The organism is Pseudodesulfovibrio mercurii, assembly GCF_000189295.2.
GTDB lineage: Bacteria > Desulfobacterota > Desulfovibrionia > Desulfovibrionales > Desulfovibrionaceae > Pseudodesulfovibrio > Pseudodesulfovibrio mercurii.
Window position 1 is genome coordinate 3,160,983 of record NC_016803.1, and the last position, 14,360, is coordinate 3,175,342.

Here is a 14,360-nt window from a genome sequence, read left to right on the forward strand (position 1 = left end):
GTTTCTCCCTATTCGATCATGCGTGTGATGTCCTTATACAGCAAAATCCGGTCCAGCGGTACGCTGAAATTCACGTCCAGGCGCAATCCCTGGAAATTGGACCCCTTGACGTCGCCGGTCACGCGCACGAAGCCGCCGAACTCCCGCCTGTAGACAAAGGGCAGGGTGGAGGCGGGCTTGCCGTCCACGGACAGGCGCACCAGCAGGTCCTCGCCCACGGTGTCCGCCTTGATGCGCACCCACTTGTACTCGAAGTCGCGGACCGCCTCCCGGGCCAGTTCCAGCTGGCCGCGCTCGGGCGTGCCCTCGGGGATGGCGTCCACCAGGTCCTGCATGGCCTCCACCCGGATGACCCCGCCCTCGCCCGGCGTGGAGTGCAAAAATCCGTTGCTGAACGAAATTTTCCCGTTCTTCCAGGTCACGGGCAGCTCGCCCGACAGGGCCGCCTCGCCCCGGGCCTGGGCCAGTCCGAGCTGGCCCAGGATCTCCGAGAGCTTCAGCTCCGAGCAGAACAGGGTGACCGCGTACTCCTTGGACTCGGGCACGATGCGGAAGGCCCGGCTGGACACGTGCCCGCCGCACCAGTCGAACCCGGCCTGCTCCACCAGGATGGAGCCCATGGACTCCAACTGGTAGACCACCCGGCCCCCGGTCAGGAGGATGTCGCCCGCCTTGAGGGAGTCGAAGGTCAGGCTCTGGGCCGGTGCGCTGCGCAGGGTGAACAGGTCCGGGGTGTAGTAGGTCAGGTCGATGTTCTCCACCACCGTGCCGCCGTCGTTCATGGTCAGGCTGCCGTGGTTCAGGAAGACCCCGGCCCGGCTGTCCATGCCGCGCTCGTTCACGGTGACGCCGCCGTCCGCACGGATGGTCCCGGCCAGCGTGACGCCCTTGAGCCCCGGCGCCAGCGTGGCCGGGTCGAACCCCTCGGGCAGGGCGTAGTTCTCGATCCGGAAGGTCACGTCCGACTCGTTGCGGACCATGGACGAGGTCCCGGAAAAGGGCACCCGCAGGCCGGGCAGCAGCTCGGTGTACAGGGTCCCGCCGTAGGCCAGGTCCGTGCCCTGCTGGCGTATCCGGGCCTTGACGTTGCCGAGCCTGCGCTTGTCCAGGGCGAGCCCGGACAGGCTGATGGAGCCCGCCTTGTTGGTCTTGGGCGCGGGCCACCTGAGCGGCAGGGTCAGCCGCATGGGGCCGGAGGAAAAGCCGGTATTCTCCAGCCCGGTGCCGTTGGTGCCGCAGTCCAGGACCACGTCCGCCGACCCCGGCCCGGCCGCGCCGTGCAGGGAAAAGATAAAGCCGTTCAGTCGGATGGTCCTGCCCGTGGTGCGGACGACCAGCCGGTCCGGGTTGGCCGCCGTCAGGGACACGTCCCACAGTCCGCTGTCGTCCGCCCGGCGCGCGGCGTCGAACCGGCCGCCCATCTCCACCCCGGCCCCGGCCAGGGAGAACTGGACGAACAGCTCGTTCTCGGCGAGGCTGCCCGACGGGACGGTCACGGACGCGGGGTAGGGCGATTGCACGGCCACGCGGCTGACCGAGAAGCGGATCACGCCCTGTTCGAGCCGCCCCTTGACGGTCACGGCCGCGTCGTCGGCCAGGGTCACGCCCAGGGCGCGCAGGTCGGTTCCGGTCAGGTCCAGGGTGAACTCGGCCGCAGCGTTGGCCGGGTCGGCCGGGTTCAGGCGGGCCGTGGCCGCAATGCGGGCCGCGCCGTCCACGGGCACGGGCAGGAAGTCGTCGAAGGCCCCCACGCGCAGTCCGTCCGTGGCCAGGGTCAGGGAAAGGTCGTTCAGGGTCGGCCCCAGGCTGCCCTCCACGTGGACAACCTGATCGCGCGGGGCCAGGTCGGCCCGGAAGGCCAGGGTCTCGCCCGGCGTGATCTCGGCATCGACGGGCACGGCCAGTCTGCGGCCCAGGAACTCGCCGTCCAGGACCGCGTCGCGCAGGGTCAGGCTGTCCAGGGGCAGGGAGGGGATGGCCGCGCCGCCCTGGGCCTCACTCGCCGTCCCTCCCTTTGCCCCGCCATCGGATGCGGGCAGCAGGTCGAGGACCGGCATGCGGAACCGCTCGCCGTCCCAGGAGCAGGCCAGGCGCAGGCCGTCCAGCCGGACCGCGTGGACCCGCCCCGCCTTGAGCAAAGCCGGGGTATAGGTCACGTGCACGTTGGCCAGGGTCAGCCCGTCCGTCCCGGACCCCAGGCGCACCGGCCCGATGTCCGCCGAGAACAGCCCGGCGTTGCGCACGTGAAATTCCGTGAGCGTCAGCCCCATGTCCGCCGCCAGCCTCGGCACCAGCCGCTCCAGATAGCCCGGCGTCCAGACCGTCAGCCACCACCCGGCGGCCAGCAGCACGGCCAGCAGCCACGGCAGGATCAGCAGGGACCATTTGACGATCTTTCGGCCAAGGGGAGCGGACATGGGCGAACCATACAGGTTCCGCTGACTTATTGGCAAGAAGAGAGCTCTTCGTCAGGACCGCAACAACCGCCCCACCCCTGGAGCGAATCGCGTGCGCAGCGCCCGACAGCGGCTCTCCGCGCTCGAAAGCCGCCCCCCGCCCTACATCAAGTTAGGCAGGAACGTCACCAACTGGGGGACCATCAGCAGCAACGCCACGCAGACCACATAGGCGGCCACGAAATACGCCACGCCCTTGAAGGCGTCGGTCATGGACACGTCCGGGGCCATGGAGGCGACGATGAACAGGTTCACGCCCACGGGCGGGGTGATGGCGCCCAGGGTGGTGACCACGGTGATGAGCACGCCGAACCAGATGGGGTCGTAGTTCATGGCCGTGACCACGGGGAAGAAGATGGGGATGGTCACCAGGAGCAGGGCCAGGGCGTCCATGACCATGCCGCCGATGACGTAGATCAGGCAGATGACGATGATGATGACCACCGGCGGGATGGGCAGCCCGGCCACCCAGGTGGCGGCCTCGAAGGGCAGCCGGGAGATGGCCAGGAAACGGCCGAAGATGACCGCGCCGAGCATGATGACCATGATCATGGAGGAAATCTTGAGGGTGTCGCTGATGGCCAGGCGGACCTTCTCCAAGGTCATCTTGCCCGAGATGGTGGCGATGAGCAGGGCCAGGGCCGCGCCCGCGGCGCCCGCCTCGGTGGGGGTGAAGAAGCCCATGAACAGGCCGCCCATGACCAGGATGAACAGGGTGACCATCTCGATGGAGCCGGGCAGGGAGCGCAGCTTTTCGGCGAAGGTGGTCTTCGGTCCGGCCGGACCCCAGTCGGGGTGGATCTGGCACAGGTACCAGATGGTGGCCAGGAACAGGGTGGTCAGCAGGATGCCGGGGATCATGCCGCCCACGAACAGCCCGGCGATGGACTGGCTGGTCTGCAGGCCGATGATGATCAGGACCACCGAGGGCGGGATGACCACGCCGAGGGTCGCGCCCGCGGCCACCGAGCCCGTGGACAGGATCGGGTTGTACTTGAATTTCTTCATCTCGGGCAGGGCCACGGTGGACATGGTCGCGGCCGTGGCCGAGTTGGACCCGCAGATGGCCGCGAACCCGGCGCAGGCCAGGACCGTGGTCATGGCGATGCCGCCCCGGATCTGGCCCATCCAGGCGTAGGCGGACTTGTACAGCCGCTCGTTGACCCCGGAGTAGAAGCAGATCTGGCCCATGAGGATGAACAGGGGGATGACGGTCAGGCCGTAGTTGGAAAAGACGTTCCACAGCTCGGTGCCGAGCATGCCCGTGGCCGCGTTCCAATTGAGGATGTAGGCGAAGCCGCCGAAGCCGATGATCCCCATGGCGAAGGCCACGGGGATGCGGAACAGGAAGATGGACACCAGGAGCAGGAAGGTGCCGACGATGCCGGTGGTGATCGGGTCCATTACGCCACCTTCTTCTGGGTCAGGGCCTTGAGCGTGTCCACGGCCAGGACGAAGGCCAGGGCGATGCACCCGGCGGCCGAGGCGAACACGAAGGGATGAAAGACGATCTGCAGGGTCTCGGAGACCTCGCCGGTTTGGACCAGGAACAGGGCCCACTTCCAGGTCTCGACGCCCGCCAGGAGGAAAAAGCCGCAGGACAGGGCGTTGGTGGACGCGTCGGCCAGCCGCCGGAACCAGGCCGGGAAGCGGGCCAGCAGGATGCCCACGGAGACGTGCGCCTTGCGCCGCTGGGCAAAGGCCAGGGAAAAGGCGGCCACCACCGCGCCGAGGAAGCCCATCAGTTCGAAGGTGCCCTGCACGGGCATGCCGAAGACGGACCGCAGGACCATGTTGGCGCAGGCCAGCAGCATCATGGAAATGAGGAACAGGCCCGCGAGCACGGCCAGCGCCCTGGCCACCAGCTCGCTGGCGCGATCGAGGAATTGCATCATGGGAGGCCCCGAAAAAACCGCCCCCGCGCGGACGCGGGGGCGGCGAAGGATCGTGTTACATGGATTCGTATTTGGCCTGGAGCTCCAGGAGGTCCTTGAGCACGGGCTCGGCGTCGATGCCGGCCTTGGCGCACTCGGCCTTCCAGTCGTCCACCAGGGGCTGGCCCAGCTTCTTGAGCTCGGCGTGCTCGACCGGGGTCAGGGTGTGGACCTCCACCTGGTACTGCTCCTTGGACCAGTTCAGGGAGTCGTCGATGTGCTGGTCCAGGTACTTGCCGGTCCACTGGGCCTGGTCGCGGGCCAGGTCGTCGAGGACCTCCTTGACGTCGGCGGGCAGGGACTCCCACTTGGCCTTGTTCATGATGACGGCAAAGGGGTAGACCGGCAGGTTGGTGATGGTCTCGTGACGGCAGCTCTCGGCGAAGTTGAAGTCCTTGAGCACGTCGAAGGAGGAGACCAGTCCTTTGACCACGCCCTTCTGCAGGGCCTCGGGGGTCTCGGACATGGGCATGCCCACGCCCTGGGCGCCCAGGCCGCTCAGGACGCGCAGGATGGTGCCCGAGGCGCGCAGCGGCATGCCCTTGAGGTCGGCGAGGGTCTTGACCGGCACCTTGCTCATGATCTGGGACGGGGCCGAGGTGAACAGGGTCAGGACCTTGACGTCCTTGAATTCCTCGGGCTGGTACTTCTGGAAGAGGTCCCACATGGTCAGGCTGGCCGCCTCGGTGGAGGTGAAGGCCACGGGCAGGTTGACCGCGGACATGAGCGGGAACACGCCGGGATAGTAGGCGATGGAAATGCAGCCGATGTCGGCCTGTCCGGTCTGTACGCCGCGGAGCATGTTCTTGGCCCCGAGCAGGGTGGAGCCGGGGAAGGTCTGGACGGTCAGGGCGCCGCCGGTGCGCTTCTCCACCTCGGTCTTCCACCGCTCCATCTGGACGCAGGGGAAGGTCTTGGAGGGCGGGAAGTTGGCATAGGTCACCATGGTCCCGGCCAGGGCCGTGGCCGCCATGAGGCAGAGCAGGGCCAGGCTGGCGGCCAGCACGGTCATCGGTTTTCGCATCACTCTCTCCTTAATAATGCGTATCGTTGGGAACAGCCGGGCGGCCGCTCCCTATTTGACGTTCAGGTCGTAGGCCAGGACCACGGTCTTGCGGTTGCCGTAGCCGTAGCCCACAAAGGTGTTGACCAGCACGCACAGTTGCTTGTTGCCGTCGTTGTTCAGGTCGGCCAGGGCCACGTCCGAAACCTGGCCCTTGATGCGCCGGGTCTTCCAGGCCAGGTTCAGGCCCACCTGGTCATAGACCAGCGAGTGGATTTCACCCTGGGTGAAGTACTTGTAGTTCTGGAACACCTGGGCCGTGGCGGACAGGTCCCTGTTGACCAGCAGCTCGTAGCGCTTGTTCGAGGTCAGCGGCGCGGTGATGCCCCGGATGGGGATGTTGTAGGTCACGCCGTGCTCCTCGGTCTTGCCGCCGCCCATGCCGACCATCTTGTCGGCGGTCTCGATGACCACGCCGGAACTGTTGTAGGTCTCGTCGCTCTCGTAGAGGCGCTCAAAGGTCTGGCTGTAGACCACCAGCTTGTGGCTGTTGTTGACGACGACGCACTTGTAGCCCAGGCCGTCGGGCAGATAGGTCAGGTTGTAGACGTTGCCGAAGGGCGGCACAGGGATGGGCTGGCCTATCTCGATGTCGTCGCCCTTGATGAAGGCCTCGTTCATGTGCTTGTCGAAGAGGTCGCGCTGGCCCTTTTTCTGGGCCACCAGGATGGGCATGTAGGTCGGCGGGAGACGGAGCACGCCGAGGAAGCGGTCCACCTTCTTGACCAGGTATTTGAATTTGCCGCCCTCAAAGGACAGGATGCTGGACCGGGGCGTGCCGCGCGGGGCCTTGATGCCGCCCTGGCTCTGGAACTGGTAGGCCCCGACCACGAATTCGGGCTTGCCGTCGCGGTTCAGGTCCGCGATCTCCAGGCGGACGCTCATGACGTTGGCCGGGAGGTCGAAGGTGTTCAGATGCTGGAGCTTGCCCTCCTTGATGCGGTAGGCCGAGATGGCCGATTCCTGGAGGATGAAGATCTCGTTGCGGCCGTCGCCGTCGCCGTCGGCGATGAACATGCCGAAGGAGTAGAAGGGCAGGGTCTGGCTCCGCCAGCGGCCGGTGGTCTCGGTCCCGCCTTCATAGCGGAACTGCGGGTTCAGGGTCTCGGCCTGGAAGGGCTGGCCGTCGCCGGTGATGAACGGGCTCTCGGTGGGGGCCATGGTCTGGACCGTGTCCTGGGCGACCTTTTCCTGCTCCACCGTGCCGTAGCCCGGACGGTTGAAGACGTCGCCCTGAAGGGCCCTGGCCTGGGAATCCAGCCAGTTGGTCATCTCGTCGATATCCACTTCGCCCTTTTTCTGCCAGGCCTTGCCGTCGGCGGAGACCGCATCGATGCGCATGTGCGCCTTTTGGTCGAGGATGGCGATCTCGCCGTACATGAGGTAGTCCACGCCCAGGCCGCGCAGGGCGTTCAGGGCCGCGCCCCTGTCCTTGGGCACGGTCACGGACTGAAGGCTCTTGGTGGTCGGCTCCACGTGGCCGATCCATTCCAGGTCGTTCTCCAGGCTGGCCTGGACGGCCTTGGAAAAGTATTCGTATTTCTGGGGGCCGTTGTAGACGAACGGCAGGACCGCATAAGTCTTGGCCCCCTGGGCCATGGCCGGAAGGGCCAGGAGCAGGGTCGCCGCAAGGGCGGTCAAGACGGTGATGACGGGTCTTCTTGCCATGTATTCCTCCGGTAAGGTAGGTGATGACCTGCTTGTGTGACTTGTGTGGGCGTGCGGTTGCGCACGGGAGCCCCTTGTACCAGTTTCCCGGCCGGATGCAAAGGGCGAAGACGGTTGATCCGGCGGGCCATAGCCGCTATTGCTGCCGTCGGCGGACGGGCCGGCCGGCATGGTGACGGTCCGGTGTCCGGGCCGCCCCAGGGAGAGAACATGACCCCATTCGGACGTACCTTTCGGCTGGTCTGCGACGATCCGGCCGTCCCCGTGGTGGAGGGACTGCTCCGCGCGCAGGGCTTCGACTTCGAGCCCGAGCCGTTTTTCGTCCACGCCCGCAGGCTGGTCCGTGAGCCGTTCCCACTGGGCGAGAGTCTGGCCGCCCGGTTCGGCCTGGTCTATATCCAGGACCGCTCCTCCATGCTGCCGCCCCTGACCCTGGCCCCGCCTGTCGGGGCGAGCGTCCTGGACATGTGCTCCGCGCCGGGCAGCAAGACCGGGCTGCTCTCCCGCCTGGTGGGCCCGCAGGGATTCGTCTTCGCCTCCGAGCCCTCGGCCGACCGGCTGGCCACCCTGCGCGCCAACCTGCGGCGCACTGGTTCGGTCAACACGGCCACGGCCAAGGCCATGGCCCAGGACCTGCCTTTTGCGGACGGGACCTGGGGGCACATCCAGCTGGACCCGCCGTGCAGCGGCTGGGGCACCGTGGACAAGAACCCCAAGGTCATGGAGGTCTGGTCCGGGTCCAAGACCGCCCCGCTGGTGGCCTTGCAAAAGACGCTCCTTGAGAAGGCGGTGGCCCTGCTCCGGCCCGGCGGCGTGGTTCTGTACTCCACCTGCACCACCAACATAGAGGAGAACGAGGACCAGACGGCCTGGGCCCTGGAGACGCTCGATCTCGATCTGGCGCCCCTTGCCGAGCCCGCGGGGTTCGTCTTCGAGCCGCCGCACCGGCCCGGCCTGGACGGCGTCCTGCGCGTGGCCGAGGACTCGGACGGCCAGGGGTTCTTCCTGGCCCGGTTCACGAAGCGGGGCGCGCCGAGCGCAACCCCTGTCGCGCCCGCGCAAAAAAAGGACCTGCCCGGCACCCGTCTGAACCTGGCGAAGATGGTCGGCGGCGACGGGCTGGACCTGACCCGGCTGCCTCGCGGCGAGGTCTACGATTTCGGCGGCAAGGCATTCTTTCTGCATGAGCGGGCCCTGGCCCTGATGCCCGATTCCCTGCGCTGGCAGGGGTTCCCCCTGGGCAAGGTGGCGGGCAAGGGCGACCGGGCCAAGTTCACCCCCGGCCCCCTGGCCCGCATGCTCCTGGCCGAAGACCCGGCCCGCGCGGCCTGCGACGTGTTCGAGGCGGACGACACCGGGATTCTGGAGCGGCTCCTGACCGGCCAGAGCGTGCCGTTTAGGCAGGGCGGGGGGAGCGTGGGGCTGTACTATCGCGGCCTGGCCGTGGGCTGGCTGGCCCGGAAGGGCGGGCGGGTCCTCTGGTCTGCAAAATAACCGTGTTATTCCGGATGGTTGTGCCATATAAAAATTTTGTCGAAAAGCGTTGACAAATGGCGGCCGTATGGGCAGTATGCCCTTCGCTGAACGCGGTTGGGGGCTTGGCCAACAGCGCGTCGCCACTGCCGAAAGTGGTTGACAAGCGCACCGGCTCAAGCTAAAGACTCTCTTCCTGCGGGCGCGTAGCTCAGCTGGGAGAGCATCGGCCTTACAAGCCGAGGGTCACAGGTTCGAGCCCTGTCGCGCCCACCATATTTGACATAAGGGGTCCACTTAACGCCCTTTATATAATAGAGCGGAGCCGTAGTTAAGTTGGTTATAACGCCGGCCTGTCACGCCGGAGGCCGAGGGTTCGAGTCCCTTCGGCTCCGCCAGTAAAGAACAAGGACATCAACGCAAGTTGGTGTCCTTTTTCGTTTTCGTCGTCCGAAAAGCCTCGGACACAGTAATCGGATATATTTCAATTTTCAGGTAGCCATCACGGTGGGTTGGACTATCTGTTTTCTTGCGGCCCCCCCGGCTGATCGCTTTTGTGCCGCCGAATGTGTGCAGGAAGAGCATTGTGTCAAATCGGGCATAAGTCTCGTCGGCTATACTTGACGTCGCTATTCCACTTATCTTGCCATGACGGAGCCGTCATGCAGTCTGCAAGGCCCTCAATTCTATTGTCTTCTTATTGTTATTCAGTGTGGCCCCTGTGTCGTTGTTCGACTTGAGGAGGCGGATGCATATGCCGGGCGACCTTAGTGCCCTCATGCGTGTCTCCTGCTCGGAAAGGACACGGGGCAACGATGGCCGGCAGGCGCACAGGCTTTTTCCGGAGCGATCAACTGGTGGGAGGAGTGTGAGGCAGAATGTATCCGCTGGGCATACGGAGTGAACGATGGATATGACAATTGCTGATTTGACAAGATTCAATGAGTTCCTGGATGCAACACTGGATCCAAGGAGTTTGGATGAGGAATTTATCACTTCAAGGCAAGTCGAGCTGGAGGACATATCCAAGAATTCCGATGGCAAACATTTGCCTCTTATTGCCTTAAGCTATGCGAAATTGCTGGAGTTGACCGTTTTATTGGCTGGAAGGTATTCCGACAATTGCCAAATCGCGGATTTCGGGGATCTTGTGGTAAACCCCCGGCACATAGACGTTTGCATCCTGAATACACGATTGATTAATGAAGATTACGGCATTACTGACAGTATTCCGCTTTGGTTCAAGAGGCAGGTACGTGAGTGTGCTGGTGACCGATACTCTGAAGATCTGGGCAGAATGGTTGTTGATCCAGCTTTGTTGTTACATTTTGTTGAAGCGGGGCTACTGCTGAGAACGGTAGCAAAAGAAAGACATGGGAGATTGAGCGATCAATTCCGGTATTGCATCTCAGATGGTCCTCAGCATATTGAGCGGGGTACACCTGTCGTACCTGACGCGGTAAAGATGCTTGGTTGCGGATGCGGAAGGACTGCATGTAGCGATGTCGCATCCTGGCTCGCCAGCAGCACGGTATTGAATATTGTTAAAGGTTCGTTGAAAACAGATCTCATGGATGTATTGCACGAGGTCATGTCAAATGGTTACATGAGATCAATTGACAAAAAGTTTGAAAAGGCATTTGACTCTCTGCACTATGTAAGCATAGCAAGGAAAAATTTCGATAATTTCCCATATAATGATGAAGTGAAAATATCAGAGTGGGATGAGATCAATAACACATTGTGTCATTTCAATCTGGAGGGGTATAGTGTGATTCAGTCGGAATTGGATAAAAGCCTTTCCAGCCCATTTTATAGAAGTCCTCTTCTGGGTATATCGTTGTGCGATATGCCTATATCACAGGACGCAATCCAAATGCCACTGATCAGACATATTATGTAGTGTTTCAGCCTCATCCGACAGGCCCCAAGCAATCCCGGAACGCCGACCAATGGAATGCGTGAGCCGCGTCGGGCGGCTTCATTCCGGTCACGCCCGAGGCCGAGGGATCGAGTCCCTTCGGCTCCGCCGGTAAAGAACAAGGACATCAACGCAAGTTGGTGTCCTTTTTCATGTGGGCACCGTTTCGACGGCAGAACGCACCCCCGCCGAAAAGGGGAAGAGCCCCGGACATGGCCGTGTCCGGGGCTCTTTGCATGTTGCCATTTCCCAACCGGATTTCGTCTCTCTCCTGGACCCATCAAGCCGATCGTACAGGCCTCCCGGTCGCCCTCGGCCATGCGGCGCGGGGGCGGGGGCCGTGTTCACCCAGGACCATGACCGGGGCGCCTCCCTCTCCTCAAGCGGGATTCGCCCTGCCGTTGCGACGCTTCCGCTGCAGCCCAATTGGCCGCACCCGCAGGGGGACGTGTGCGCCTTGCCCGCCCCAGGCACACCGGGGAACATCGGTTGACCCGCGTGGGCGGTCGTCTGCGAGTCGGCGGACGGGGGGGAGTGCGGGCGCTTGGATGGGATGTAGACGTCAAAACATGAACATATGTTCAATCAAAAAAATGATGACCGTCGGAGGCGGAAATTGGCCCTGTTTGACCCATGAAAAGGGATGTCTGGGTCATTCCGACACGATCCTTCAAACACTCAACGTCCTCTTTTTACCCCTTTCGCGTGACTTTTGGGGCGAGTTTCGTCCCGTCGGTAAGATGTAATCACCTTCAACTTGGCGACGTTATCGTCACGGCCTCGGGAGGGGACGAAAATGTCGGGCGGGGGAATCGCATCCCTGGCACCTATCTTGCCTATTTGGGCATAATACTGGTTCCGAAATCGCCCATACCAAGGAGGACACTGTGAGCGAGAGTTCAATCCAAAACCTGCCTGATTCCATGGCGACGTCTTTTCCCGAAGAGTACCGGGAGAAGGCGCAGCCGCCCGAGGACAAACTGGTCGTCTCCCGGAGAAAGATGCTCGGCTTTCTGGGCATCCAGATAGCCACGGGAGCCCTGGTCGCCACCGAGGTGATGGCCGCGCCCAGGAACTTCAAGCCGGAATGCACCAACCGGGGCATCACCCCGGACAAGCTTCCCAATGCCAGGGCCTGGCTCGCGACCGATCCGACCGCCTGCGTGGGTTGCCGGACCTGCGAGATCGTCTGCTCCCTGTCGCACGACGGCATCTGCCAGCCGGCCCTCGCCCGCATCCACACCAGGTACGACCCCCTGCACTCCCTGCAAAAGCTCATCGCCATGCCCTTTGAGTGCAAGCAATGCAACATGGCGGACTGCTACCTGGCCTGCGAGTACGACGCCCTGGTCCTGGACAAGAAGACCGGCGCCCGGGTCATCGATCCCGAGAAATGCCAGGCGTGCGGCGAATGCTTCGCGGCCTGTCCCTGGGGCATGGTGGTCCACAACGAGGAAAAGGACACCTACAGCAAGTGCGACCTCTGCGGCGGCGACCCGCAATGCGTGAAGTATTGCCCGGCCGCAGCGATCAAGTTCATTCAACTGGGATAATCCCCTTTCAAAGGAGCAGCTACAATGTATGGATGGGCTGGGAAAATATTGAGGGTGGACCTGACCAAGGGCACCATCTCAACGGAAGAAACCAAGAAATACACGGACTACCTGGGCGGCCTCGGTTTCGGGTACAAGGTCATCTTCGACGAGGCGCCCAAGGCGGGTCCTTTTGACCCGGAAAACCGCCTGATCTTCGCCATCGGCCCCCTGACCGGCACCATGGCGCCCTCCACCTCGCGGCCGGAAGTGATCAGCATTTCGCCGCACTCCTATGCGACGCAGGCCAAGCACTCCATGGCCTCTCGAAGCAATTTCGGCGGCTACTGGGGCGCGGAGCTGAAGTTCGCGGGCTATGACGCGGTCATCGTCCAGGGCAAGGCCCCCAAACCGGTGTACATCAACATCAACAACGACAAGGTGACCATCGAGGACGCCTCGTCCGTGTGGGGCAAGGACGGCCTGGCCGCCCAGGAAGCCATCAAGCAGTTGCAGAAGGACGAGGACATCCAGATCGCCACCATCGGCCCCGCCGGTGAACGGATGGTCCGCATCGCGCCCATCATCCATCGCCTCGGCAACGTGGCCCGGCAGGGCGGCTTCGGCGCGGTCATGGGTTCCAAGAACCTTAAGGCCATTGCCGTGCGCGGCAACAAGGGCGTCAAGGTGGCGGACGAGAAGGGGCTCATCGAATACGTCAAGGTCGTGCGCAGCTTCCAGCCCGCCCCTCTGGGCGCCACCCCGCTGTCCAGCGGTCCCCTGAGCTGGACCGGGAAGCACATCGATCCCGCGGACATCAACCATCAGGCGCAGCGCTTCAACCAGACCGAGAGCAATGCGCCCTGGCTGATGAAATACCACCTCAAGACCCAGTCCTGCTACTCCTGTCCCCAGGGCTGCTACACGTACATGAAGACGCCCAAGGAAGGCATGGGCGCGGTGAGCTGCACCCAGTGGTTCTACGCGTGGATGGGCAACCGGGACGAGGCCACCTTCCAGGCGAGCCAGCTGGTCAACAAGCTGGGGCTGGACTCCTTCGAGATGTTCCCCATGATCCAGTTCATCTGGTTCCTGCAGGACGAAGAGGTGAACGGCAAGAGCCTGCTCCGGCACATGTACGACAAGAAGCTGGTCAGCAAGAAGAACCTCGACGTCCTGGAGGCCGCGCACTACCCCCGCGGGGGCGGCGACCTGGGTTCCGCCGGACTGGAAGGCATGCTGACCATGATGGCCTATCGCGAGGACTTCCTGGGCGACGCCCTGGGCGAGGGCTTCCGCCGGGCCATGGACATCCTCTCGGACGAGTTCAAGCGGCTCAAGATGCCCGACGTCGCCGACGGCGTCATGAAGTTCGTCAAGATGGAAGGCATCATGGGCGGCGTGGTCGGCGGCAACGGCGGCTGGGGCATGTCCGCCCACTACGACCCCAGGACCTTCGGCTACTACTGGGCCGTCAACTTCGCCATGGAGAACTGCGACCCCATGCGCCACTCCATGACCAACCTGATCGAATGGACCGGGCTCTCCTTTGAGCAGGCCATGCCCGTGGCCATCCGGCACTGGGGCAAGGACGTCGCGGAGAACGGGTTGAACGACATCCACCGCGACCGCACCACCCCCCTGACCTGGAACGGCGACAAGTCGGCCAAGGCCAACGCCTACCTGAGCCAGTTCATCCACTATCGGGGCTGCATCAAGGACAGCCTGACGGGCTGCGACTGGGTCTATCCCGTGATGGTCAGCGGCCGCGAGGACCGTGGGTATGCCGGCGACATCTCGGTGGAGTACAAGCTCGTCGGGCTGGTCACCGGGGAAAAGATGACCCAGGAGAAACTGAACGAGCAGGCCGCCAGAACCTGGACCCTGCACCGCCTTCTGACGGTCCTGGAGTGGAATGACGGCAAGGCGGTGAACATGCGCGAAGAGCACGACCAGATTCCGGATCACTTCTTCGCCCCGGTGGACACCCGGCTCCTGCCCGCCTATCCCCCGGCCGATCCGCCGCACCCGCCCCTGATCCGCGAGAACTTCGAGGCGACCAAGACGGAGTACTACAAGCTCATGGGCTGGGACGTGAAGACCGGGCTGCCGACCCGCAGCCTGCTCAAGAAGCTGGGCATGCAGGACGTGCTGGCCTCCTTCGAGGCCCAGGCCTTCAAGCTGCCGAGTTAACCAAATCCACAATGGATAGTGAAGAACACCTCCGTCCATTAGGAACCGTGAAACCCGACCTCCCGAGGTTTTCAGCCCCTCGGTTGGTCGGGGTTTCCCCCAACGCAAGCCGGGCCGCCT

The 14,360-nt window shown here is 63.6% G+C and carries 9 protein-coding genes and 2 tRNA genes; 6 read left to right on the plus strand and 5 right to left on the minus strand.

Annotated elements, in window-relative coordinates; translation table 11 throughout:
* Positions 1 to 8 precede the first annotated feature (8 nt).
* The 5 genes from DND132_RS14325 to DND132_RS14345 all read right to left on the minus strand — a co-directional run bounded on the left by DND132_RS14325 (position 9) and on the right by DND132_RS14345 (position 7,121).
* Positions 9 to 2,417 carry an intermembrane phospholipid transport protein YdbH family protein gene (locus DND132_RS14325; RefSeq protein WP_014323472.1) on the minus strand — a complete coding sequence of 803 codons (2,409 nt, stop codon included), beginning with the start codon at positions 2,415 to 2,417 and terminating at the stop codon, positions 9 to 11.
* A 141-nt stretch (positions 2,418 to 2,558) separates the two neighbouring features.
* Positions 2,559 to 3,860 carry a TRAP transporter large permease gene (locus DND132_RS14330; protein ID WP_014323473.1) on the minus strand — a complete coding sequence of 434 codons (1,302 nt, stop codon included), beginning with the start codon at positions 3,858 to 3,860 and terminating at the stop codon, positions 2,559 to 2,561.
* Positions 3,860 to 4,351 carry a TRAP transporter small permease gene (locus DND132_RS14335; protein WP_014323474.1) on the minus strand — a complete coding sequence of 164 codons (492 nt, stop codon included), beginning with the start codon at positions 4,349 to 4,351 and terminating at the stop codon, positions 3,860 to 3,862. The genes DND132_RS14330 and DND132_RS14335 overlap by 1 nt, the downstream gene beginning before the upstream one ends.
* A gap of 55 nt (positions 4,352 to 4,406) precedes the next feature.
* Positions 4,407 to 5,414 carry a TRAP transporter substrate-binding protein gene (locus DND132_RS14340; RefSeq protein ID WP_014323475.1) on the minus strand — a complete coding sequence of 336 codons (1,008 nt, stop codon included), beginning with the start codon at positions 5,412 to 5,414 and terminating at the stop codon, positions 4,407 to 4,409.
* Positions 5,415 to 5,465: 51 nt separating this feature from the next.
* Positions 5,466 to 7,121 carry an FG-GAP repeat domain-containing protein gene (locus tag DND132_RS14345; protein WP_014323476.1) on the minus strand — a complete coding sequence of 552 codons (1,656 nt, stop codon included), beginning with the start codon at positions 7,119 to 7,121 and terminating at the stop codon, positions 5,466 to 5,468.
* A 210-nt stretch (positions 7,122 to 7,331) separates the two neighbouring features.
* On the opposite strand from DND132_RS14345, the gene DND132_RS14350 reads away from it, so the two are divergent.
* The 6 genes from DND132_RS14350 to DND132_RS14370 all read left to right on the plus strand — a co-directional run bounded on the left by DND132_RS14350 (position 7,332) and on the right by DND132_RS14370 (position 14,240).
* Complete coding sequence (locus tag DND132_RS14350; RefSeq protein ID WP_014323477.1) at positions 7,332 to 8,615, plus strand: RsmB/NOP family class I SAM-dependent RNA methyltransferase; 1,284 nt, start codon at positions 7,332 to 7,334, stop codon at positions 8,613 to 8,615.
* 179 nt (positions 8,616 to 8,794) lie between these two features.
* Positions 8,795 to 8,870: transfer RNA gene (locus tag DND132_RS14355), tRNA-Val, on the plus strand.
* A 45-nt stretch (positions 8,871 to 8,915) separates the two neighbouring features.
* A tRNA-Asp gene (locus DND132_RS14360) sits at positions 8,916 to 8,992 on the plus strand.
* Positions 8,993 to 9,501: 509 nt separating this feature from the next.
* Positions 9,502 to 10,497 (plus strand): hypothetical protein, encoded by a 996-nt coding sequence (locus DND132_RS18075; RefSeq protein WP_014323478.1) that lies wholly within the window; start codon positions 9,502 to 9,504, stop codon positions 10,495 to 10,497.
* 905 nt (positions 10,498 to 11,402) lie between these two features.
* Positions 11,403 to 12,068 carry a 4Fe-4S dicluster domain-containing protein gene (locus DND132_RS17800; RefSeq protein WP_014323479.1) on the plus strand — a complete coding sequence of 222 codons (666 nt, stop codon included), beginning with the start codon at positions 11,403 to 11,405 and terminating at the stop codon, positions 12,066 to 12,068.
* A 24-nt stretch (positions 12,069 to 12,092) separates the two neighbouring features.
* Positions 12,093 to 14,240 (plus strand): aldehyde ferredoxin oxidoreductase N-terminal domain-containing protein, encoded by a 2,148-nt coding sequence (locus tag DND132_RS14370; RefSeq protein WP_014323480.1) that lies wholly within the window; start codon positions 12,093 to 12,095, stop codon positions 14,238 to 14,240.
* Positions 14,241 to 14,360: the final 120 nt, after the last annotated feature.